This window comes from Streptomyces sp. NPDC002643 (assembly GCF_053592555.1).
The window spans coordinates 259,645-279,936 of the sequence record NZ_JBSFVY010000012.1; the positions used below are offsets into that span (position 1 = coordinate 259,645).

Annotated in this window: 23 protein-coding genes and 2 pseudogenes; 16 read left to right on the plus strand and 9 right to left on the minus strand. The window is 70.6% G+C overall.

Translation table 11 applies throughout. From position 1 onward, the window contains the following. Positions 1-13 precede the first annotated feature (13 nt). Together ACWD4G_RS20450 and ACWD4G_RS20455 are read left to right on the plus strand one after the other, a co-directional pair. Entirely contained in the window at positions 14-868 is an 855-nt protein-coding gene (locus ACWD4G_RS20450; RefSeq protein WP_451295292.1) for a MerR family transcriptional regulator, read from the plus strand. Beyond that, positions 865-2,079: a glycosyltransferase gene (locus tag ACWD4G_RS20455; RefSeq protein WP_451295294.1), complete on the plus strand. Its 1,215-nt coding sequence runs from the start codon at positions 865-867 to the stop codon at positions 2,077-2,079. The genes ACWD4G_RS20450 and ACWD4G_RS20455 overlap by 4 nt, the downstream gene beginning before the upstream one ends. A gap of 450 nt (positions 2,080-2,529) precedes the next feature. Here the strand turns inward: ACWD4G_RS20455 and ACWD4G_RS20460 are convergent, their stop codons facing one another. The 6 genes from ACWD4G_RS20460 to ACWD4G_RS20485 all read right to left on the minus strand — a co-directional run bounded on the left by ACWD4G_RS20460 (position 2,530) and on the right by ACWD4G_RS20485 (position 4,990). Continuing rightward, positions 2,530-2,733: a cold-shock protein gene (locus tag ACWD4G_RS20460; protein WP_451295296.1), complete on the minus strand. Its 204-nt coding sequence runs from the start codon at positions 2,731-2,733 to the stop codon at positions 2,530-2,532. A gap of 233 nt (positions 2,734-2,966) precedes the next feature. Beyond that, positions 2,967-3,305, minus strand: a complete 339-nt coding sequence (locus ACWD4G_RS20465) for a MerR family transcriptional regulator (RefSeq protein WP_451295298.1) — start codon at positions 3,303-3,305, stop codon at positions 2,967-2,969. A gap of 205 nt (positions 3,306-3,510) precedes the next feature. Beyond that, on the minus strand, positions 3,511-3,681 hold the full coding sequence (locus ACWD4G_RS20470) for a hypothetical protein (RefSeq protein ID WP_451295300.1): 171 nt from the start codon (positions 3,679-3,681) through the stop codon (positions 3,511-3,513). A 21-nt stretch (positions 3,682-3,702) separates the two neighbouring features. Then, entirely contained in the window at positions 3,703-4,059 is a 357-nt protein-coding gene (locus tag ACWD4G_RS20475) for a PRC-barrel domain-containing protein (protein ID WP_451295302.1), read from the minus strand. Then, positions 4,056-4,565, minus strand: a complete 510-nt coding sequence (locus tag ACWD4G_RS20480; RefSeq protein ID WP_451295304.1) for a DUF5994 family protein — start codon at positions 4,563-4,565, stop codon at positions 4,056-4,058. Before ACWD4G_RS20480 ends, ACWD4G_RS20475 begins: the two co-directional genes overlap by 4 nt. An 89-nt stretch (positions 4,566-4,654) precedes the next feature. Next, a complete protein-coding gene (locus tag ACWD4G_RS20485) occupies positions 4,655-4,990 on the minus strand; it encodes a hypothetical protein (protein WP_451295306.1) in 336 nt (111 codons plus the stop codon). A 90-nt stretch (positions 4,991-5,080) separates the two neighbouring features. Between ACWD4G_RS20485 and ACWD4G_RS20490 the strand changes: the two genes are divergently transcribed. The 11 genes from ACWD4G_RS20490 (at position 5,081) to ACWD4G_RS20540 (ending at position 14,190) form a co-directional block, all read left to right on the plus strand. Then, a complete protein-coding gene (locus ACWD4G_RS20490; protein WP_451295308.1) occupies positions 5,081-5,218 on the plus strand; it encodes a hypothetical protein in 138 nt (45 codons plus the stop codon). A gap of 94 nt (positions 5,219-5,312) precedes the next feature. Further along, complete coding sequence (locus tag ACWD4G_RS20495; RefSeq protein ID WP_451295310.1) at positions 5,313-5,954, plus strand: hypothetical protein; 642 nt, start codon at positions 5,313-5,315, stop codon at positions 5,952-5,954. 355 nt (positions 5,955-6,309) lie between these two features. Then, a complete protein-coding gene (locus tag ACWD4G_RS20500) occupies positions 6,310-6,966 on the plus strand; it encodes a sigma-70 family RNA polymerase sigma factor (RefSeq protein ID WP_451295384.1) in 657 nt (218 codons plus the stop codon). A 150-nt stretch (positions 6,967-7,116) separates the two neighbouring features. Next, positions 7,117-8,154 (plus strand): ABC transporter substrate-binding protein, encoded by a 1,038-nt coding sequence (locus ACWD4G_RS20505; RefSeq protein WP_451295312.1) that lies wholly within the window; start codon positions 7,117-7,119, stop codon positions 8,152-8,154. 68 nt (positions 8,155-8,222) lie between these two features. Continuing rightward, a complete protein-coding gene (locus ACWD4G_RS20510; protein ID WP_451295386.1) occupies positions 8,223-9,197 on the plus strand; it encodes a FecCD family ABC transporter permease in 975 nt (324 codons plus the stop codon). A gap of 91 nt (positions 9,198-9,288) precedes the next feature. After that, on the plus strand, positions 9,289-10,068 hold the full coding sequence (locus tag ACWD4G_RS20515) for an ABC transporter ATP-binding protein (protein ID WP_451295314.1): 780 nt from the start codon (positions 9,289-9,291) through the stop codon (positions 10,066-10,068). Positions 10,069-10,191: 123 nt separating this feature from the next. Next, positions 10,192-10,635 carry an NUDIX hydrolase gene (locus tag ACWD4G_RS20520; RefSeq protein WP_451295316.1) on the plus strand — a complete coding sequence of 148 codons (444 nt, stop codon included), beginning with the start codon at positions 10,192-10,194 and terminating at the stop codon, positions 10,633-10,635. Positions 10,636-10,899: 264 nt separating this feature from the next. Continuing rightward, a complete protein-coding gene (locus ACWD4G_RS20525) occupies positions 10,900-11,412 on the plus strand; it encodes a hypothetical protein (protein WP_451295318.1) in 513 nt (170 codons plus the stop codon). A gap of 82 nt (positions 11,413-11,494) precedes the next feature. After that, positions 11,495-12,337 carry a DUF4097 family beta strand repeat-containing protein gene (locus ACWD4G_RS20530; protein WP_451295320.1) on the plus strand — a complete coding sequence of 281 codons (843 nt, stop codon included), beginning with the start codon at positions 11,495-11,497 and terminating at the stop codon, positions 12,335-12,337. A gap of 81 nt (positions 12,338-12,418) precedes the next feature. After that, positions 12,419-13,402: an ATP-binding cassette domain-containing protein gene (locus ACWD4G_RS20535; RefSeq protein WP_451295322.1), complete on the plus strand. Its 984-nt coding sequence runs from the start codon at positions 12,419-12,421 to the stop codon at positions 13,400-13,402. Continuing rightward, positions 13,399-14,190: an ABC transporter permease gene (locus tag ACWD4G_RS20540; protein ID WP_451295324.1), complete on the plus strand. Its 792-nt coding sequence runs from the start codon at positions 13,399-13,401 to the stop codon at positions 14,188-14,190. Before ACWD4G_RS20535 ends, ACWD4G_RS20540 begins: the two co-directional genes overlap by 4 nt. Before the next feature lie 28 nt (positions 14,191-14,218). On the opposite strand, the gene ACWD4G_RS20545 is transcribed toward ACWD4G_RS20540, so the two are convergent. Continuing rightward, positions 14,219-15,763: a fused MFS/spermidine synthase gene (locus ACWD4G_RS20545; RefSeq protein ID WP_451295326.1), complete on the minus strand. Its 1,545-nt coding sequence runs from the start codon at positions 15,761-15,763 to the stop codon at positions 14,219-14,221. A 79-nt stretch (positions 15,764-15,842) separates the two neighbouring features. Here ACWD4G_RS20545 and ACWD4G_RS20550 point away from each other — a divergent pair. Then, positions 15,843-15,974, plus strand: a pseudogene (locus ACWD4G_RS20550) (short-chain dehydrogenase); the annotation flags it as partial. Positions 15,975-16,147: 173 nt separating this feature from the next. Next, positions 16,148-16,735: a DinB family protein gene (locus tag ACWD4G_RS20555; protein WP_451295328.1), complete on the plus strand. Its 588-nt coding sequence runs from the start codon at positions 16,148-16,150 to the stop codon at positions 16,733-16,735. 244 nt (positions 16,736-16,979) lie between these two features. On the opposite strand, the gene ACWD4G_RS20560 is transcribed toward ACWD4G_RS20555, so the two are convergent. Together ACWD4G_RS20560 and ACWD4G_RS20565 are read right to left on the minus strand one after the other, a co-directional pair. Then, the gene (locus ACWD4G_RS20560; RefSeq protein WP_451295330.1) at positions 16,980-17,549 is read right to left on the minus strand and encodes a TetR/AcrR family transcriptional regulator; all 570 of its coding nucleotides are present in this window, start codon (positions 17,547-17,549) and stop codon (positions 16,980-16,982) included. A gap of 176 nt (positions 17,550-17,725) precedes the next feature. Continuing rightward, a pseudogene (locus ACWD4G_RS20565) lies at positions 17,726-19,030 on the minus strand (MFS transporter); the annotation flags it as partial. 312 nt (positions 19,031-19,342) lie between these two features. On the opposite strand from ACWD4G_RS20565, the gene ACWD4G_RS20570 reads away from it, so the two are divergent. Then, positions 19,343-20,221 carry an alpha/beta fold hydrolase gene (locus tag ACWD4G_RS20570; protein ID WP_451295332.1) on the plus strand — a complete coding sequence of 293 codons (879 nt, stop codon included), beginning with the start codon at positions 19,343-19,345 and terminating at the stop codon, positions 20,219-20,221. Positions 20,222-20,292: the final 71 nt, after the last annotated feature.

Genomic DNA, 20,292 nt, shown 5'->3' on the forward strand with positions numbered 1-20,292 from the left:
AAAGGGCAGATGCATGGACTACTCCGTGGGTCAGGTCTCCGCGCTCGCCGGGGTGACCGTGCGTACGCTGCACCACTACGACAAGGCGGGGTTGCTCTCACCCGGCGGCCGCAGCCACGCCGGCTATCGCCTCTACGACGACGCCGACCTGGCCCGACTCCAGCAGATCCTCTTCTACCGGGCACTGGGTTTCTCCCTCGACGACGTCGCCGACATTCTCGCGGACTCCCAAGCGAGGGCCCTGGAGCATCTACGGACCCGGCAAGGGCAGTTGAGGGACGAGATCGCCAGGCTGCAACGGCTCGCCGACGTCACCGAGCGGGCCATCGAGGTCCAGCGGACGGGTGTTTCGCTGACCCCCGAGGAACGTCTCGACGTCTTCGGAGAGATCACCTTCGACCTCAGCTACGCCACCGAGGCCGCGTCGAAGTGGCGGGGTTCGGAGGGGCACCGCGATGCGATGACGCGGGCGGACACCCACACCAAGGAGGACTGGCGGCAGCTCATGGGCGAGGCCGCCGCCTGGCGCACGGAGCTGCTCGCGGCCTTCGACGAGGGGGAACCCTGCGACGGCGAACGGGCCATGAACCTCGCCGAGGAGCACCGTCGCCATCTCACCCGCTGGTTCACACGCTGTCCCCCCGACATGCACCGGCGCGTAGCGGACGACTTCACCGCCGACCCCCGCGCCTTCGCCCTCGTCGTACCACTGTCGCAGCAACGCGCGAACCTCGCCGCCTACCTGCGCGAGGCGGTCCACGCCAACGCGTCCCGCCGTGCCGGTCTCCGCACCGATCCCCAGGAGGACCGGGAAGGCCGGGAAGACCGAGAAGGCCGAAGAGACAGTGAAGAGCGAGAAGAGCCATGAGAATCCTGATCGCCACCGCCGGATCGCGCGGTGACGTCGCGCCCTACACCGGTCTGGGTGCCGCGCTGCGCCGTGCCGGGTACGACGTCGCCCTGGCCACCACGGACGCCTTCGCGCCCCTCGTACGCGACGCCGGGCTGGAATTCCGCCCTCTCCCCGCCGACACACGGGCCCACGGGGGCGCGAGGAGCCGACGTGACCTGATGCGCGCCGCCGCCGCGTTCATCACCGAACTGGGCCGGGGCTTCGCCGACGCGGTGGCCGACGGCGCGGATCTGCTCCTGCTGTCGGCCACCACGGCCCCGCTCGGCTGGCACATCACCGAGGCCACGGGCATACCGAGCCTCGGTGTGTACCTTCAGCCCACCGCACCGACCGGCGACTTCCCGCCCGTGGTCATGAGCCCCCGCTCCCTGGGCAACCGCGCCGCCAACCGCGTGGCCGGACGCCTGGCCCTCCACATGACCGACCGCGTCTACGCGCGGGCGACCCGGGATCTGCGTGACCGCCTGCGACTGCCCCCGCTCGCCGCCTCCGCGACACGCCGACGGCAGGAACAGGCCAACTGGCCAGTCCTGTACGGCTTCAGTACGGCACTGGTGCCACGCCCTTCCGACTGGCGTCCCGGCCTGGAGGTCGTCGGAAACTGGTGGCCCCACGTCGACGCCGCCGACCGGCTGCCCCCGGACCTGGAGGACTTCCTGGCGGACGGTCCCCGTCCCGTCCTCATCGGTTTCGGAAGCATGGCCGCCGGCGAGGGGGAGCGCCTGAGCGAGATCGCCGTACGAGCCCTGCGCCGTGCCGGGCTGCGCGGCATCCTGCAGTCCGGTGCCGCCGGACTCGCGGCCGACAACGACGACATCCTCACCATCGAGGACGTACCGCACGCCGTGCTGTTCCCACGGCTGGCCGCGGTGGTTCACCACGCGGGCGCGGGCACGTCGGCGGCCGCGCTGCGCGCCGGAGTTCCCGCGGTGACCGTGCCGGTGACCGCGGACCAGCCGTTCTGGGCGGGTCGGCTCGCCGCGATCGGAGCGGCGACCGATCCGATCCCCTTCCGGTCCCTCACCACGGAACGGCTCGCCGGCGCGCTCGACCTCGTCGTGCGGCGGCAGACGTACACACGAGCCGTCGCGGCCGTCACGCAACACATGGCGGCCGAGGACGGACCGGGCCAGGTCCTGAAGGCCATCCAGCAGTCCTCGAAGTGATCGCCGCTGCCTCGGCGTGGGGCGAACGCGGCGGCGAACAGCCCCGGTTGCTCGTAGTCGCGCGGGACTTCGGCCACCCGCTCCTTCCACGGAGCTTCCGGGCCAGGTGTCCCGTGAGTCACCAGCCTGGCGCCTCCTCGTCGGCTCGCACCCGACCTGCGTCACGGGGTAGACGCGGCGGGCGATGGTCACGGACACGCCGGTGACGGATTCGGGAGTCGGGGGAAACACTGCCGAGCGCATGGAATTTCCGTCGGTACGGAATAGGCCGGAACTGCTACCGGTGTGAGGGGTGCGGCTCATGGAGGAATCTTCCTCGATGCGGCGTATCGAGGAATTCCGTCGAGTGATGGGGAGCCGCCCGAGGATTCACAAGAAGGAGTTGAAGGGAAATACGAAAAGACCCGCACCCCAAGAGTGCGGGCCTCGTTCGAACGATCCGCGTCAGCGTCAGGCGGGAACGATGTTCTCGGCCTGCGGGCCCTTCGGGCCCTGCGTGACGTCGAAGCTGACCTTCTGGCCTTCCTGAAGCTCGCGGAAGCCCTGGGTGGCGATGTTCGAGTAGTGGGCGAAGACGTCCGGGCCGCCGCCGTCCTGCTCGATGAAGCCGAAGCCCTTTTCCGAGTTGAACCACTTCACGGTGCCGGCTGCCATAGTGAATCTCCCTTTGGGGCAGTGTCGGACTCCGCACTTTACGGATTCCGAGTCGCCGCTGTGATCACCCCTCCGGAAAGATCCGGAAAGCTCTGCAAAGAATCAAATCTCCGGCAACCAGAACTGCAACTGCTGTCACGTTAACACAGGGTCGGATGGAGGGGTCCATGGGATTTTCTGGATCGTCCATTAATGCTCATTCCGCCGTGTGTCGGATTTCTGTGACCGCCGGACTAGATATCCGCACCGTCCGCGTCCAGCTCGCGGCGCATTTCCCGGTTCAGGCGCAGGGCGTCGTCGAGCTGATCCTCCAGCGAGATGATGCGGCACGCGGCCTCGATGGGGGTGCCCTGGTCGACGAGTTCACGGGCGCGGGCGGCCCTGCGCAACTGACGGCGGGAGTACCGGCGGTGGCCGCCCTCCGAACGCAGGGGAGTGATCAGCTCGGCTTCGCCGACGGCTCGGAGGAAGGCCGGGGTGATCCCGAGGATGTCGGCGGCCCGGCCCATGGTGTAGGCGGGGTAGTCGTCGTCGTCGAGGTTCCCGGCGACAGGGGCGTTCTCAGCGGGCATGGCACCTTCGTTCCGGGGACGCGGCGAAGGGTCCGGCCGTGCGCGGCCTCCTTGCTCCGAAGGGGCCGGCACTCGTCCACCCGTCTGCCTCGTGCGACAACCCTAACTCCGGGGGAGGCCGGACAGTTGCCCTCGCGGTGACAGACTTTCCCCCTCGCGGAGTCCGGGCCGAACGGCCGGCGCGACACGGACCAGGGCCGAACGGTCAGCGCACGGCGCGCCGGCGAACGCGCCGTGACCCGACCACCGCGACGAACGCCACATCGGCCAGGAAGAGCACGACACCGATGGCCAGCAGATAGCCCATGCCGTCCGCCGCCGCACCGATGATTCCGAGAACGACGGCCACCAGCAGGAGCAGCAGAAAGGTCACCATCGACCCGATCACCTCCGGCGCTCAGCGGCGCGCGAGTTGACGCTCGCCATGGACGCCCGGCCGGTACGCCATGTCGTAGTAGTGGAAGATCGTCTCCTCCTGATCGGCGGGCAGTACGTCGTCCGTCCCGATCGAAGGCGCCTTCCGCACCGTCCCCTTCGCATGGGAGACCCTCACATACCCGGGCCCCAGGACCACCTCGTCGAGCGGCACGAAGACCAGACGCTGACGGGTGGGCAGCCCCGTACGGACCGTGGCCATGGCCGGTTCGTCCGTGGCCGTGTTCACGTAGACGGCCTCCAGAATGCCGATCTTCCGCCCCTTGGGGTCGACCACGTCGTGTTCGCGCCACTCCCGGACATCGGCCGCGCGGATCATGCCCGCCCCCTGTGTCCGCCGCCGAGGGGGTGGGAGCGGGGCTCGCCCACGGTGTCGACGAGGATCTGCCCGGCCGCTTTGAGGTTGTCGGCACGCGCCGCCTGGCCCATCGCCGCCCGTGCCGCGCCGGGCGGCGTGTCCGGTGGTACGACGAGCAGGGAGAAGAGGTCCTGACCGCCTCGGGTGACCAGGACGGTGTCGTCGCCCACGGAGGACGCGTCGATGTGCACGACCCGGCCGTCGACGACCAGGCGCGTAGGGAGTCCGTCCCAGGCGGCGGAGTCCAGGCCGACCCGGGCGACGGGCCCGAGGTGCTCGGTCAGCGCGCTGACCAGACCGGGCAGTTCGGCGGCGATGTCACGGGAACGCGGCCACCACGCACCGTCGAGGACCCCGCGCCGCTCATGTGTCGTCTCCAACCGCAGAAGGGCGGTCCCCGGCCGTACGGACGCGTGGATGCCGTCCGGAAGGAGTCCCGACGCGGGCGGGGGATCGGTACCGGGCACTGTGCTCACCTGCCTGTGCCGTTCCGGCAGCGGCTCACGGCCATGGGCCGACGAGGCCGGGAGCCGACGTCCCGGACTCACGTCCCACGCTACTCCTGCGGCCGTCCGCCGGGCTCGTCGGTGTGCGTGCGTCGGCCCTGGGAACGGCTGCTGTCCAGCCAGGGCGAGGGCGCGGACGGGGCGTCGGCGGCGGGGCGGGTGTCGACCGTCAGATGGAGCAGGGTGCCGCGCCCGTCCGGGCCGGTGGGATAGCTGCGGGGTTCGTCGGAGGGGAACACCCGGCGCAGGACATCGGCGACCCGTTGGGCCGTGGCGGGGTCCGCCGCGACGACGCGTACCTCGGCGAGCCCGTGGCCCGCAGGCGGGGTCCACCGGACCTCGGGGGTGCTGTCGACGTCGTCGGAGCGCTCGGACCTCGATCGCATGGACGTTCACCGCTCTCCGCCGCCGTGCCCCCAGGAGGTCCACCGTACGCCTGAGCCGTCCTGACCGGACGCCGGCGGGAACACGGTGACATGGCCGAGGCTCTCCATGCGTACGGCGACTACGTCCCCTACCGCGTCAAGAACCGCGACACCGGCGACTCCCCGCACTGCGCCTCGCCTTCAGGAAGTCGGCCGGGGCGCCCGTCGAGTTCCGGCGCGATGGCGTGATCTGGATCACCTGATCGGGGTTGAGTGGCGGGCACCGGTGCCGTGCGTACTCACCCGGTGACGAGCGGAGCCCGGATGCGAGGATGAGGCCGTCATGACGGTGGGGTGGGGTATGCGCACGGCGCGGTCCGCGATGTTCGCGGCCGTCTGCGTGCTGCTCGCCGCCCTCGGCCACGTACTGATGTCGGGCTCCACCGTTCCCTGGTGGACGCTGGCCGCCGGGTGCGTCGCCACGAGCGGCCTCGGCTGGTGCCTGGCCGGCCGTGAACGCGGGCTCCCGCTGGTGATGTCCGCCGTCGTCCTCGCCCAGGGCACGCTCCACTCGGTGTTCTCACTGGTCCAGCCGACGGCGACGACGCCCGTCACGGACTCCATGGACATGGGTTCGATGGGCTCCGCCGGTGTGAGCGGCATGGACCACGCGGCGCACCTCGGTCACATGGCCCATGGCACGGGCGGCGGTTCGTCGTCGTTCGGCATGCTCGCCGCGCACACGCTCGCCGCCGTACTGAGCGGTCTGTGGCTGGGCCACGGCGAGCGGGCCGCGTTCCGTGTCCTGCGGGCCCTCGCCTGCCGGCTGGCCGCTCCCCTGCGGCTGTCGACCGCCCTGGCGGCCCCGCCGCCGCACTGGCCGCGTCCACGGCCGATGCGCGAGCGCGCGGAGCGGGTGCCGCGTCTGACGCTCGCCCACACGATCATCTCTCGGGGGCCTCCGGCCGGGACCGCTGTCGTCTGAGACAGCCGGTTCCCCGAGGCAGTCCCCGTCCCACGGGCCCGCGACGTCGGTGCCGGGGGCAGGACAGGTCTTCGGGCCGGGGTCGTTCACCTCGCAAGGCGTACGACCCCACATCCCACATCCCTCAGTTCCGGGATGCCGCAGCAGTGGCGTACGACGCGGCCCGGCGCGGGCTCGCCGTGCCGGTCGCGGTCCCTTCGCCGCCGTACGGATGCGCCGTCGCGCGTGCCGCCGTATGGATGCGCGGTCGTGCGTACCGCCGTACCGACGCGCGGTCGTGCGTGCGACGACCGACGTACGGTCGGACCCGCCGCTGTGCCGGATCGGTCCCGGACAACCCGAGAAGGACACACAGGTGATCACTCCTGTTCTGCCCGCCTCCCGCGCGACGCGCGGCGAGGGGCACCGGACGGCATCGTGCGACGAGTCGGCCACGGCCTGGGCGCTGGCCGCCCGTGGTGGCGACCCCGACGCCGTCGACCGGTTCGTACGGGCCCTGCGCCCCGACGTCGTCCGCTACATCACCTACCTCTCCTCCGACCGTCAGCTCGCCGACGACCTGGCGCAGGACACCTTCCTGCGGGCGCTCGGCAGCCTGCACCGGTTCGAGGGGCGTTCGTCGGCGCGCACCTGGCTGCTGTCCATCGCCCGCCGCACGGTGGTCGACAGCCTGCGGTACGCCGCCTCCCGCCCGCGCCTGGCCGACGCGGAGGACTGGACGGCATGGGCCGAGCGGGCCCGCCCGGCCGGTCTGCCCGGCTTCGAGGAGGGTGTGGCGCTGCTCGATCTGCTGGACGCGCTGCCCGCCGAGCGCCGCCGGGCGTTCGTCCTCACCCAACTGGCCGGGCTGCCCTACGAGGAGGCCGCCGAGATCACCGGCTGCCCCGTCGGAACGATCCGCTCGCGGGTGGCACGGGCCCGGGCGACGCTGATCGGGCTCCTCGCCGACGCCGACGCCGACGCCCGCGCCCGCGCCGGGGAATCGCGGGGACCCGTCGCCGTGGCGGCGTAAGGCCACCGGGCGCCGGTGCCACCGCTCGCCCGGGGCACCGGCGCCCGGTCGAAGTGAAACCACGGGAACTCACGGGTCCCTCCCCCCGACTACTGCAACAGAACCCGTCGCCCCACGAGCACCGCGCACGCTCGCGCCAAGGAGTCCCGCATGTCGAAGAAACGGCCGGTCGCCGTAGCCCTGGCCGGCGCCCTCTGTCTGGTCACCACGGCGTGCGCCGACCCGACCGGCACGGCCGGCGCGGGCGACGACCCGGCCGCGGCCGCCGCGAACCCCGGCTATCCGGTGACCCTCGACAACTGCGGGGTGTCCGAGACGTTCACCAAGCCCCCCAGCCGGGTCGTCGTCATGAACGGCGCCTCGGTCGCGGAGGTCTCCACGCTTCTCGCCCTCGGCCTCCAGGACAGGATCGTCGCCAACCAGCAGGGCTACGGCAGGTCCGAGGTCGCGGGCCGTGCCGCCGCCATCAAGGCCCTGCCCACCGGTGACGTGAAGCTCAACGACGCCTACGACATTCCCCGCGAGGCCATGTTCGGTCTGCGCCCCGATCTCGTCCTGTCCGTCACCTCGTACGGCTTCGACCAGAAGAACGGCTTCGCCACCCGCGAGCAGTTGAAGGAGATCGGCGCCAACAGCTATGTCTCCCCGCAAGGGTGCGACGACGAACCCTCCAGGATGACCGTCGCCGACAGCTACCAGCTGCTGCGCGACATGGGGAGGATCTTCGACGTCGCCGACCGGGCCGAGGAGTTGATCGCCGCCGCCGAGAAGAACATCGCGGCCGTCACGGACCGGGTCGAGGGGGAGAAGCGGCCCGAGGTCATGGTGCTCTTCTCCCACATGGCCATGGGAGGCAACGACTTCAGCTCGGTCGTCTCCAACGGCATCGTCAACGACATCCTCGCCAAGGCCGGTGCCGCCAACGCCTTCGAGGACGCCTCCCGGACCACCTTCGCCGACCTGAGCAAGGAGAAGGTGGCCGCCACCGACGTCGACGCCGTCGTCGTCATCGCCTACAACGACCCGGACCCGGCGGCCTACGCCGAGCACCTGCTGAAGGAGTTCCCCCAGTGGCCGGCCGCGAAGAACAACACGTACGTGGCGCTGTCGGACTCGATGTACCTCGGTCCGAGCAACGACCTGGCCGTGGAGAAGATCGCCAAGATGCTGCACCCCGGAAAGTTCTGAGCCTCGGGCCGGGCCGACTGGGCCTGCCGTTGGCGGTGGCCGGCCTTCTGGTCGTGCTCGTCGCCGTCATGGTGGTGGCCGTGAGCATCGGGGCGGTCACCATCCCGGTGTCCGAAGTATGGGCCGTCCTGCTGCACCACATCACCGGGCAGGGCGCCACCGGCGACCCCGCCCTGGACCAGATCGTGTGGACGTTCCGGGCACCCCGCGTCGCCCTGGCCGCCCTCGTCGGCGCGGGCCTCGCCGTCACCGGGGCGGTCCTGCAGACCCTGGTCGCCAACCCCCTCGCCGACCCCATCGTCCTGGGCTTCTCCTATGGCGCCTCCCTCGGCGCGGTGCTCGTCATCACCCTCGGCGGGGCCGCGCTCGCGGGCTTCGGCGGCCTCGGGGTGTCAGGCGCGGCCTTCGCCGGAGCCCTCGCGGCCGGCGTCCTCGCCTTCGCCCTGGGACAGCGCCGGGGCCGACTGGCCCCCACCCGGCTGGTCCTGGCCGGGGTCGTCGTCGGCTCCGTCTTCCTCTCGCTGACCAGCTTCGTCCAGCTGATGGCCACCCCGACCGAGCTGCGGACCGTGATGTTCTGGATGCTCGGCAGCGTCGCCGGCGCCCAGTGGGACCAACTGCCGACCGTGACGGTGGTGGTTCTGACCAGCACCGTCGTGCTGACCCTGTTCGGACGGCGGCTCAACGCCCTGCTGGCCGGGGACGAGTCCGCCACCGCGCTCGGCGTGGACGTCAACCGGCTGCGCGCGATCCTGCTCGTCCTCAGCGCGCTGCTCACCGGCACCGTCATCGCCGTCGCCGGAGGCATCGGCTTCGTCGGCCTGATGATCCCCCACCTGGTCCGTCTCACCGCGGGCGCCGACCACCGCAGACTGCTGCCGCTGACGGCACTGCTGGGCGCCACCTACCTGGTCGTCGTCGACCTGCTCTCCCGCACCCTCAACCGCCCCGACGAACTTCCGCTGGGCATCCTCACCGTCCTGCTCGGCGCCCCCTTCTTCCTGTGGCTGCTGCGCCGCGACAAGGGCATGGACACCGTATGAGACCGCCGAAACGGCGCCGAGGCCCTGGACACCGTATGAAGCCGATGAACCCGTCGAACCCGTCGAAGCCGCGACGAGGGCTGGACACCGTATGAAACTGACCGTCGACCGGCTCCACATCACCCTGGGCCGCGAGCCGATCCTCCGCGATGTGAACCTGGAGGCCGCCGAGGGCGACATCGTCGGGCTCGCCGGCCCCAACGGCAGCGGCAAATCCACCCTGCTCCGCACGGTCTACCGCTCCCTGCGTCCGGCCGACGGCGCGGTCAGGGTGGGCGACGACGACGTATGGGAGCTGTCCGCCCGCACCGCCGCGCGCCGCACGGCGGCCGTACTCCAGGACTCCGGCACCACCACCGGCCTGAGCGTGCGGGAGATCGTCGCCCTGGGCCGCACCCCCCACCACGGGCTGATGGGCCGCGACGGCACCGAGGACCGCGAAGCCGTCGCCGAGGCGGTCCACCGCTGCGGAGTCGGCCCCTTCGCGGACCGCGACTACGCCACCCTCTCCGGCGGCGAACGCCAACGCGTCCTCCTGGCCCGCGCCCTGGCCCAGCGACCCCGGCTCCTCGTCCTGGACGAACTCACCAACCACCTCGACATCCGCGCCCGCTTCGAACTCCTGGACCTGATCCGCAGCACCGGCATCACCACCCTCGCCGTCCTGCACGACCTCGACCTCGCCGCCCGGCTCTGCGACCACCTCGTCGTGCTGTACGAGGGCGAGGTGGTCGCGGCGGGACCCGTACTGGAGGTCCTGACCCCGGATCTCCTCCGGGACGTGTTCGGCGTACGCGGCCACACGGAGCGGCACGCCGACGGCGTCGTCCGCATCACGTACGCGGCCCAGCCGCTCGCCGGACGGCCCTGAAGTCCGAGTTGCCGTCCGTGCCGCAGCCGAGCGGCGGACTGAGCGTGTCCGGCTCGGAGGCGACACCGGTGAATACCCGGGCAGGTCGGAGGGCGGTCCGGTGTCTGGAAGAGAATGGGGCGCATGACGCGACGTGCCGCAGTGCCTGTTCCGGCAGGGGACGACGAGGGAGCGCCGCTGGTCGTCGTGGCGGCCGCCGTCGTACGGTCCGGACGGCTCCTGGTCGTGAGCAAGCAGGCGGCCCCGGAGATCTTCTACCTGCCCGGCGGCAAGCCCGATCCGGGAGAGAAGCCGCTGGACGCGCTGTCACGCGAGCTGGACGAGGAACTCGGCGTCCGCCCTGTCGAGCCGCGCCTGCTGGCCGACATCGAGGCCATCGCGGCGCTCGAAGGGGTGCCGATGAGAATGACGGTGTACGAAGCCGGCATCAGCCGCACGCCCCGCCCCGCCGCCGAACTGGCCCACCTGCGATGGATCTCCGGTGCCGAGGACGGCATCGACCTGGCTCCGGCGGTCAGGGACCACGTCCTGCCACTGCTGGGGGAACGGGGCCTGCTGGTGTGCTGAGCAGGCTGAACCAGGGCTGCCTGCCTGGTCACCTCCGATCCCTTCCGATCTCTTCCACTGCGGGGTGCGGGGTGGTGCCACTTGGTGCCGTCCGGTGCCATGTTGTGCCACAAAAGGCGTGCGAGAGCGTACTGAACCGGGCTGCGCAGCGAGGGGGTCGGCCTCCTCGTGTTCGTGCAGGTGAGGTCGCGCCTATCGCCGTTCACGCCCTGTTGGCGCCATCAAGGCTTGTCATTGGCGCCACTGTGGTGCCATCATGGCGTTATGGACCTCACCCCGTATGTCGACAACCTCCGCCGCGAGCTCGCGGTGGCTGCCGAAGCCGGAGGAGACGAAGCCCGTGAGCTGGCCGAGAGGCTGACCGCTCCACTGGAGTCGGCGACCCGGCTGGTCATGCTCAACGTGCTCTCCGCGGCGATGGACGAGATCACCCGCGAACTCGCCCCCGGCTCGGTCGACGTACGACTGCGCGGACTCGACCCCGACTTCGTGGTGACACTGCCGTCCGCCGAGGGCGCCGCCCCGGTGGAGCCGGCCGCGCCCCTCGAACCGCTCAGGGCCCCGGCCGACGGAGACGAGGGCGGCACCGCCCGCGTCAACCTTCGGCTGCCGGCCCACCTCAAGACGCGCGCCGAGGACGCCGCGAACCGCGAGGGCCTGTCGGTCAACGCGTGGCTGGTGCGCGCCGTGTCCGCCGCGGTCGACGGCGGAACCGGGCCGCGTACACCGGGCAGGGCCCAGAACGTCGGACAGAGCTACACGGGCTGGGTGCGCTAGCCGCGCCCGCGCCCGCACCCCTTCACCCGCACCACGTCCCACCAGCGGGGACGCCCCAAGGACTCAAGAGGACGGGACAGCCATGCCTTCTTTCGACACTCCCGAACCGATCTCGGTCGACGCCCACGTGGCCGCCGGCTCTCTCCGGCTCGCCGCGGGCGACCGCCTCGACACCGTCGTCGAGGTGCGCCCCCGCGACCCGAAGAAGGACAAGGACGTACGGGCCGCCGAGCAGACCGAGGTCGCATTCACCGGCGGCGTCCTGACCGTCAGGACGAAGGAGCGCCGCATGATCGGGCCCTCCGGAGTCGCCGACGTGACCGTCGAACTGCCGACAGGGTCACATGTCGAGGTGACCGGCGCCTGGGCCCAGGTGCTCGGCGAGGGCCGGCTCGGCGAGGTCCGGGTGAAGACCTCGGTCGGCGACGTCCGCCTCGACACCACCGGTCCGGTCGAGCTGACCGCCTCCCACGGCTCGGTCGTCGTCGACCGGATCGAGGGCAAGGCCGAGATCAGCACCAGCTCCGGCAACCTGCGCGTCGGCACCGTCGACGGCCCCGCCGTCCTGAAGAACTCGAACGGCAACACGAACGTCGGCGTGGTCCACGGCGAGCTGCGGGTGAGCGGCGCCAACGGTGCCATCGACATCGCGTGTGCCGAGGCGTCGGTCACCGGAACCGCCACCAACGGTGTCCTCCGTGTCGCCGAAGTCGCCCATGGCGAGGTCCAGTTGGAGACCTCGAACGGTTCCATCGAGATCGGCGTCCGCGAGGGCACCGCCGCCTGGCTCGACGTCAGCTCCCACCGCGGGCTGGTACGCAACACCCTCGCCGCCTCCGAGGCCCCGGAGCGGACCGAGGACACGGTCAAGGTCCGCGCACGGACCAACTGGGGCAACATCGACATCTTCCGCGCCAAAGCCTGAGCGCCCCTCGCCCCCTCGGGCACCAGCCCCGTCTCACACCCGTCCCCCAGCCACCACCTCATCCTTCGAACGGGAGGCCTCATGCCTTCATCTGTCATGCCCACATCCAGTACAGCCGTCTCCCCGGCGGCCGTCTCCGCCGTCGGGCTGCGCAAGTCGTACGGCGACAAGACCGTCCTCGACGGCATCGATCTGCGTATCCCGGCCGGATCGGTGTTCGCCCTGCTGGGGCCCAACGGTGCCGGCAAGACCACCGTCGTGAAGATCCTGTCCACGCTCATCGGCGCCGACGGCGGAGAGGCCCAGGTAGCGGGATACGACCTTGCCGCCGACCCGCAGGCGGTGCGGGCCGCGATCGGGGTCACCGGGCAGTTCTCGGCGGTGGACGGGCTGATCACCGGTGAGGAGAACATGCTCCTGATGGCGGACCTGCACCACCTCTCGCGGGGCGAGGGCCGGCGGGTGGCGGCCGAACTGCTGGAGCGCTTCGACCTCACGGAGGCGGCGAAGAAACCGGCCTCCACCTACTCCGGCGGTATGAAGCGCCGCCTCGACATCGCCATGACCCTGGTCGGCGACCCGAGGATCATCTTCCTCGACGAGCCCACCACCGGCCTCGACCCCCGTGCCCGCCACAACATGTGGCAGACCATCCGCGAGTTGGTCTCCGGTGGTACGACCGTCTTCCTCACCACCCAGTACCTGGAGGAGGCCGACGAACTCGCCGACCGCATCGCGGTGTTGAGTGACGGAAGGATCGTCGCCGAGGGCACCGCCGAGGAGCTGAAGCGGATCGTCCCCGGCGGACACGTACGACTCCGCTTCACCGACCCGGTCGCGTACCGGAGCGCCGCCTCCACCCTGGGCGAAGCCGTCCGGGACGACGCGGCGCTCACCCTCCAACTCCCCAGCGACGGCAGCCAGCGCGAACTGCGCTCGATCCTCGACTGGTTGGACGCGGCCGGAGTCGAGGCGGACGAGCTGACCGTGCACACCCCGGACCTCGACGACGTCTTCTTCGCCCTGACCGGCGGCACCGACCAGACCAAGGAGTCCGCCCGATGAGCCACCTCTCCTTCGCCCTGCGCGACTCGTCCACGATGCTGCGGCGGAATCTGCTGCACGCGCGGCGCTACCCGTCCATGACACTGAATCTGCTGCTCACGCCGGTCATGCTGTTGCTGCTCTTCGTCTATATCTTCGGCGACACCATGAGCGCCGGTCTCGGAGACGGAGGCGGCGGCAGGTCCGAGTACCTCGCGTATCTGGTCCCGGGCATCCTGATGCTGACCATCGGCGGCACCACGATCGGCACCGCGGTGTCCGTCTCCATGGATATGACCGAGGGCATCATCGCCCGTTTCCGCACGATGGCGATCCACCGCGGCTCGGTACTCATCGGGCACGTCGTCGGCAGCGTGCTGCAGTGCGTGATGAGCGTGGTTCTCGTCGGGGCCGTCGCCGTGGCGATCGGGTTCCGCTCCACGAACGCCACCGTCCTGGAGTGGAGCCTGGCGCTCGGACTGCTGGCCCTGGTCTCCCTGGCACTCACCTGGATCGCGGTCGGCATGGGCCTGTCCGGCCCAAACCCCGAGGCCGCCAGCAACAACGCCATGCCGCTGATGGTCCTGCCCCTCCTCTCCAGCGCGTTCGTGCCGGTCGACGCGATGCCGGGCTGGTTCCAGCCGATCGCCGAGTACCAGCCCTTCACCCCGGCCATCGAGACCCTGCGCGGCCTCCTCCTCGGCACCGAGATCGGCCACAACGGCTGGCTCGCCCTCGCCTGGTGCGTCGGCCTCGCGGCCCTCGGCTACCTCTGGTCCAAGTCCCTGTTCGACCGCGACCCGAAGTAGAGCCCGAGGGCCCTCGGACCAGACCCGGTCACTGGCCACGCCGCGTGCTGGACGGCTGGAGGAGCTGATCGACGGGCGCGTAGTCGTCGGTGAGCGGTTGGGCGTCGCCGATCCACGAGGTCAGCGCGTCGCCAGTGGTGATCTTCCAGCCGGTCCGCCGGGCGTCCAGCGCATCCTGTGTCGCGCGCAGGTCGACGGGGCGGTCGGAGGCGAGCACCACGAGGTTGCCGCCGTCGGAAGCGGCCGTCGGGTCGAGGCCGATGACGGCGGGTTCGCCGACGAGGGCGACATGCTCGAAGGCTTCGCCGAGGGTGGCCACTTCGGCACGGACGAAGTCCAGGTCACCGTGGTCGATGAGGTTGGCGACGTACAGGCCGTCCTCATCGAGCACCCGCCGTACGTCGGTCATCGCTTCCACCGTGGTGAGGTGCCACGGCACGCTGACGCCCCCGAAGGCGTCGCCGACGACGAGGTCCCGACTGCCGGTCTCCAGCCGCCGCAGGCCGAGCCGTCCGTCCTCGACGCGTACGTCGATACCGGCCTCCGGTCTCAGACCGAGCCGCTCGTGGTCGATGCGTACGACCCCGCTGTCGATCTCGGACACGAGGCTGCGCGTCCCGGGCCGCGTGGCGGCGAGGTAACGGGGCAGGGTGAGTCCGCCACCGCCCAGATGGTGGGCGGCGAGGGGCTCACCTTCGGGAAAGGCGGTGTCGACCACCGACGCGATGGCACGCACATACGCGAACTCCAGGAAGGTCGGATCGTCGATGTCGACGTACGAGTGCCGCACACCGTCCAGAACCAGCGTGCGGCCGCTGTCCCGGTCGGGGTCCGTGACGACCCGTGCGCAGTGGTACCTGGTCTCCGCGTCGCAGCCACCGGGCGCGACCACGGTGGCGAGGCCGCCGGCGACGACCACGAGCGTCAGGGCGGGGGCGCCGCTCCACCCGCGCGTGCGCCACTCGACCAGCGCCGAGCCGACCACCAGCAGTGTTCCGAGGCCGATCAGGATGCCGCTGACCGGCAAGCGCGATACGAGGACGAAACCGGTGAGGACAGTGCCGACGATGGCGCCGACGGTGCCGACGCCGGACAGCCGGCCGACGACCGTCCCGGTCTCGGCGAGGCTGGTGAGACGCAACTTCGTCACGATCGGCGTCACCGCGGAGAGCAACGCGCCCGGCACGAGGATGGTCAGCGACGCGATCAACAGCAGCAACGCCGGTGCCCACTCCGCGGTGGTGCGCAGCACGGCGGGGGTGAGCGCCACGACCGCTCCCGACACCCCGAGCGAGGGGCCCAGGAGCCGACGCGGATCGACCTGGTCGGCCATGCGCCCACCGAGCCAGGAGCCGATGGCGATCGCCGTGAGCGCGATGCCGATCACCACGGTGCTGGTCTCAAGGGTGAGGCCGAGGTAGGGAGCCAGCAGCCGCAGAGCGACGATCTCGACCACCAGGACCGCGGCCGAGGACCCGAACACGAGCGCGACAGCGGCACGGGAACCCAGGCCGCGGTCACGATGCCTGTCCTCGGCGACAGATAAGGACGACGATTCGGTCACGGCCGACATCCTCGCACGCGACCCATCGACCGGACAGCACGGCATCTGCCTGGGGCTGCGACCGGGAAGGGGGGGGCTGACGTTTGTTGCCGGCAAGGTCTACGCCACGGCCCGCGACCCGCGCGGTGTGACGCACCCGGACGCGGTCCCGGTGGCGCTGGAGGTCACCGACCCGGCGTCCGTGGCAGCCGCCGCCCAGGCGCAGGACGTCACCGTGCTTCGGCGGCGGCCACATCTCCCGCCAGGTCAAGGCGAGCCTGGCCGGCGACCTGGCCGGGCTGTACCCGCAGCTCGCCAAGTAGACGGGTCGCCCATGAGCAGTGGGTGCGAATTCAGAGAAGAGAAGTTCTACGCCCTGAATATGTTGAGCAGCCCATGGCAGGCTCATGTCGCATGATCGATGAATTCGCGAAAGACGACCTGCACGGGAGACTGCGGCGGGACCGCGAGGCGCTGCTCTGGAAACTCGACGGCTTGTCCGAATACGACGCCCGCCGACCTCTGACGGCGACCGGGACCAACCTCCTCGGCCTGGTCAAACACGTGGCCACCGTCGAGGCCAGGTACTTCGGCGAGGTCTTCGACCGCCCTTCCCCGGAACCGCTGCCCCGCTGGCAGGACCACTCCAACGGCAGCGATCTGTGGGCGGCCGAGGACGAGACCCGCGATCAGATCATCGGGTTCTACCGGCGCACGTGGGAACACTCGGACGCGACGATCAACGAGCTTCCCCTCGACGCCCCCGGCCATGTGCCGTGGTGGCCGGAGCCCTGTCCCAACACGAACCTGTTCGCCGTCCTGGTCCATGTCCTCGGCGAGTCCATCCGGCATACCGGGCACGCCGACATCCTGCGCGAGGGCCTCGACGGCCGCACCGGGGTGCGCGCCGAGCACGAGCAGCGGATCGACGAGGAAGCCCGTGCGGCCTACCGCGCGAAGATCGAGCAGGCCGCCAGGTCGGCCGCACCGATCAAGGCGTAGAGGCTGTCTCACGTGACTTGATGTTTGGCCGTGTTCACGGCAGTGGTGTACGCGCTGACCAGCGGCTGTGCCTGGCGCCGACGTCCGGTAGGAGCAGCAAGCCGCACGCACTGTCCGATACCCGGGCCATCCCGCTCGCCGTCGCCGTGTCCGGCGCGAACAAGCACGACGGCCTCGCTCTCCAGCCGGTCATCCGCGCCATACCCGCTGTCCCCTGATAGGGGGCGTTCCGAACGGGGACGCGTCAGCGCACGCCCGCCGTGTCGAGCAGGGTGGTCACGGTGGGCACGACGAGCCCGGTCAGGTTGTCGGCCTGAATCCCCGCGCGGGCGCTCGCGCCGTCGAAGACCAGGATCAGCTGCCGGGCCAACAGGTCCGGGTCGCCCGCCCCGCCCTGCTCGGCCTCGGCGCGGAAGAAGGCTGTCAGATTCGCCTTGACCTGGTGGGCCACGCGGCTCGCGGGGTGGCTCGGGTCCTTGAGTTCGATCTGCACGACGAGGTACCGGCAGCCCTGGAAGTCGGGTGCGCCCGCCTGTGCTTCCGCCTGCTCGAAGACGTGCAGGATGCGCTCGCGGGGTGGACGGTTGTCGTCCGTCGCGGGAAGGAGTGCCGTCACATAGGCGGAGGCGCGCTCCTCCAGGCTCGCCGCCAGCAGTTCGCCTTTGCTCTCGAACAGCTGGTACATGGAGCGCTTCGACACCCTCGCCGCTTTGCACAGCGTGTCGACGCCGATGTTGACGCCGTCTCGGTAGGTGAGCGCCGCCGCTGCCTCCAGCAGTCGCTCTCGGGAGCTTGGCATTGCTTCGGTGGTCATATGGCGAGGTTAACTCGATTCCGACCCCCTGGAAACCGATCGGTTTACGATCGGTTCGCGGCGGACGCTGCGAGGAAGCGGTGGAAGTGGAAGCGGTGGCAGCGGTGGCAGCAGGGCGGCGCCTTGATGGGGGTGCGTCCGGGCGTCGGCACCCCCGTCGCGGTCTCCGGCTCGGCTCAGTGGGCGATCACAGGCTCCCCTTCCGACGGCGCCGGAGCCGAATTCGGCATCAGGAACGCCGTGAGCGCCGCACCGACCACGAAGATCCCGGCGCCCCACGCCAGGGTGGCCGTGTAGCTCTCGACCCCGGCCTGGGCCATGGTCGGTGCGCCCGGCTCGTGCGAGGACAGGTAGTCGGTCGCGGCCGATGAGGCAACGGCGGTCAGCAGCGCCGTACTGATCGAGCCGCCCACCTGCTGGCTGGTGTTGATCAGCGCCGAGGCGACGCCCGCGTCCTCGTGGTGCACGCCTGCGGTCGCGCCCTGGAACGAGGTGGTCATCACCGCACCGATACCGAGACCCAGCAGGATCATGCCCGGCATGATGTCGGCGACGTAGGCGCTGTCGAGCGTGAGCCGGGTCAGCAGGGCCATACCGGACGCGGAGACCAGGAAGCCGGCCATGACCACGACCTTCGGGCCGACCCTGGGCAGTAGCAGCGAAGGCACCGTGGTCGACGAGGAGACGATGCCGCCGACCATCGGCAGGAAGGACAGACCGGCCTCGATCGGCGAGTAGCCGATGCTGGCCTCCAGGTAGTGGGTCAGGAACAGGAAGATCGAGAACATCCCCATGCCCAGGACGAACACGGCCAGGAGCGAACCCCCTCGGGTCCGGTCCAGCACGACGCGCAGCGGCAGCAGAGGATGCGCGACCCGAAGCTCCAGCCGGGCGAACACCGCGAGCAGCGCCACGCCGCTGATCATGGAGCCGAGGGCGACCGGGTCGGTCCAGCTGGTGGATTCGACGTGCGCGAACCCGTAGACGATGCCGAACAGCGCGGCGCTCACCACGACGGTGCCAGGAATGTCGATCTTGGGCCGCTCGGTGTGTGCGGGCTTGGCCAGCGGCGGTAACGCGCCGACCAGTGCGACGCCCGCGAAGACGACGTTCACGTACATCACCCGGCGCCATGACGCCCATTCGGTGAGCATGCCGCCGAGCAGGAGTCCGACCGCGGCGCCCGCACCGGACAGCGCACTGAAGATGCCGAAGGCCTTCGGTCGTTCGGCCGGGTCGGTGAAGGTCACGCTGAGCGGCGAGAGCGCCGCGGGCGCGAGCAGCGCGGCGAAGAGGCCTTTGGCCACGCGTGCCGCGACGAGTATCTCGAAGCTGTCGGCCGCGCCGCCGACGACGGACGCGGCCGCGAAACCGATCAGGCCGGTCACGAAGGTCGTACGCCGGCCGAACAGGTCACCGAGTCGGCCCCCGAGCAACAGCAGGCTGCCGAACGCCAGGGCGTACCCCGTGATGACCCTCCCCCAGCCGGCTGCCGGTACTCACTTTTCCTCTTAGTCGCTGGGCATGGGCCGACCATCGGCCGGAAACCGATCTGTTTCCACTCAGAAAAACAGATCGGTTTCCTGGGCGTAAGTGGGTGGGTCGCTGTCGGCCCGGAGGTGACCCGGCAAGGCTTGCGTCCGGAAACCGGTCGGTTTACCTTGATGATGGAAACCGATCGGTTTCCCCTTCTCCGGGGAGAGCCATGACCGTTTCGGTGCCCGTCGGCGACCTGGCAGCGCTGCACCCCCAGCCGGCGAAGTAGCCCCCCTCACACACAAGGAGTCGGCGAGATGCCCAGCCGAGAGTCCCGTCCCACGATCCACATTCCGGGGACCACCAGCCACACCATCGCCCCGCGCGCGGGATCTGGGGGCCGCGAGGGAACGCTGCGCTACCTCAAGGCGGGCACCGGCGCCCCTCTGGTCCTGCTGCACACCGTGCGCACCCAGGCCGAGCACTTCCGCCACCTCATCCCGCTGATCGCGGACCACTGCACCGTGTACGCCCTCGACCTGCCGGGGATGGGCTACTCCGAGATCGTGCCCGGGGCGTCGTACGACGAGCCGGCCATGCGCGCGGGCGTCGAGCGGCTCCTCACCGAACTCGACCTCCACGACGTGACGTTGGTGGGGGAGTCCATGGGTGCGGTGCTCGCCCTCACCACCGCGGCCGATCTCCCGGAGCGGGTACGACGCGTCGTCGCGGTCAACACCTACGACTTCCCCGGCGGCATCGCCCGGTCGAGCCTCCTCGCCCGCGTGGTGGTCGGCGGAGTCCTCGCGCCCGGAGTGGGCCCGGTCATCGCCGGGGTGGAGCCCAAGCCCGCCCTCCGCAAGATCCTTCAGGGCGGCCTGGGCGACAAGAGCGCGCTGCGCGAGGACTACGTGGACGAGCTCCTCCAGGTGGGCGGCCGCCCCGGCTACCCGACCGTCGCCCGGGCCGTGTACCAGGCGCTGCCCAGCCTCATCGCGGCCCGCCCGCGCTACCCCGAGATCAAGGTGCCCATCCACCTCGTCTACGGCGAGAAGGACTGGTCCCGGCCCTCCGACCGGGAGTCCAACAAGCGGCTGCTGCCGACCGCCGATTTCACACAGGTGCCGAAGGCAGGCCACTTCATCGCGCTTGAGCGCCCCGACGTTCTGGCCGACCTGTTGAACGCGGTGGCCTGACCACCGGGACCGCCGACCCGAGGAGCGGTGCGTGGCGGAGGTCCGGATCGAGGTCGATGTCCGGGCGTGGA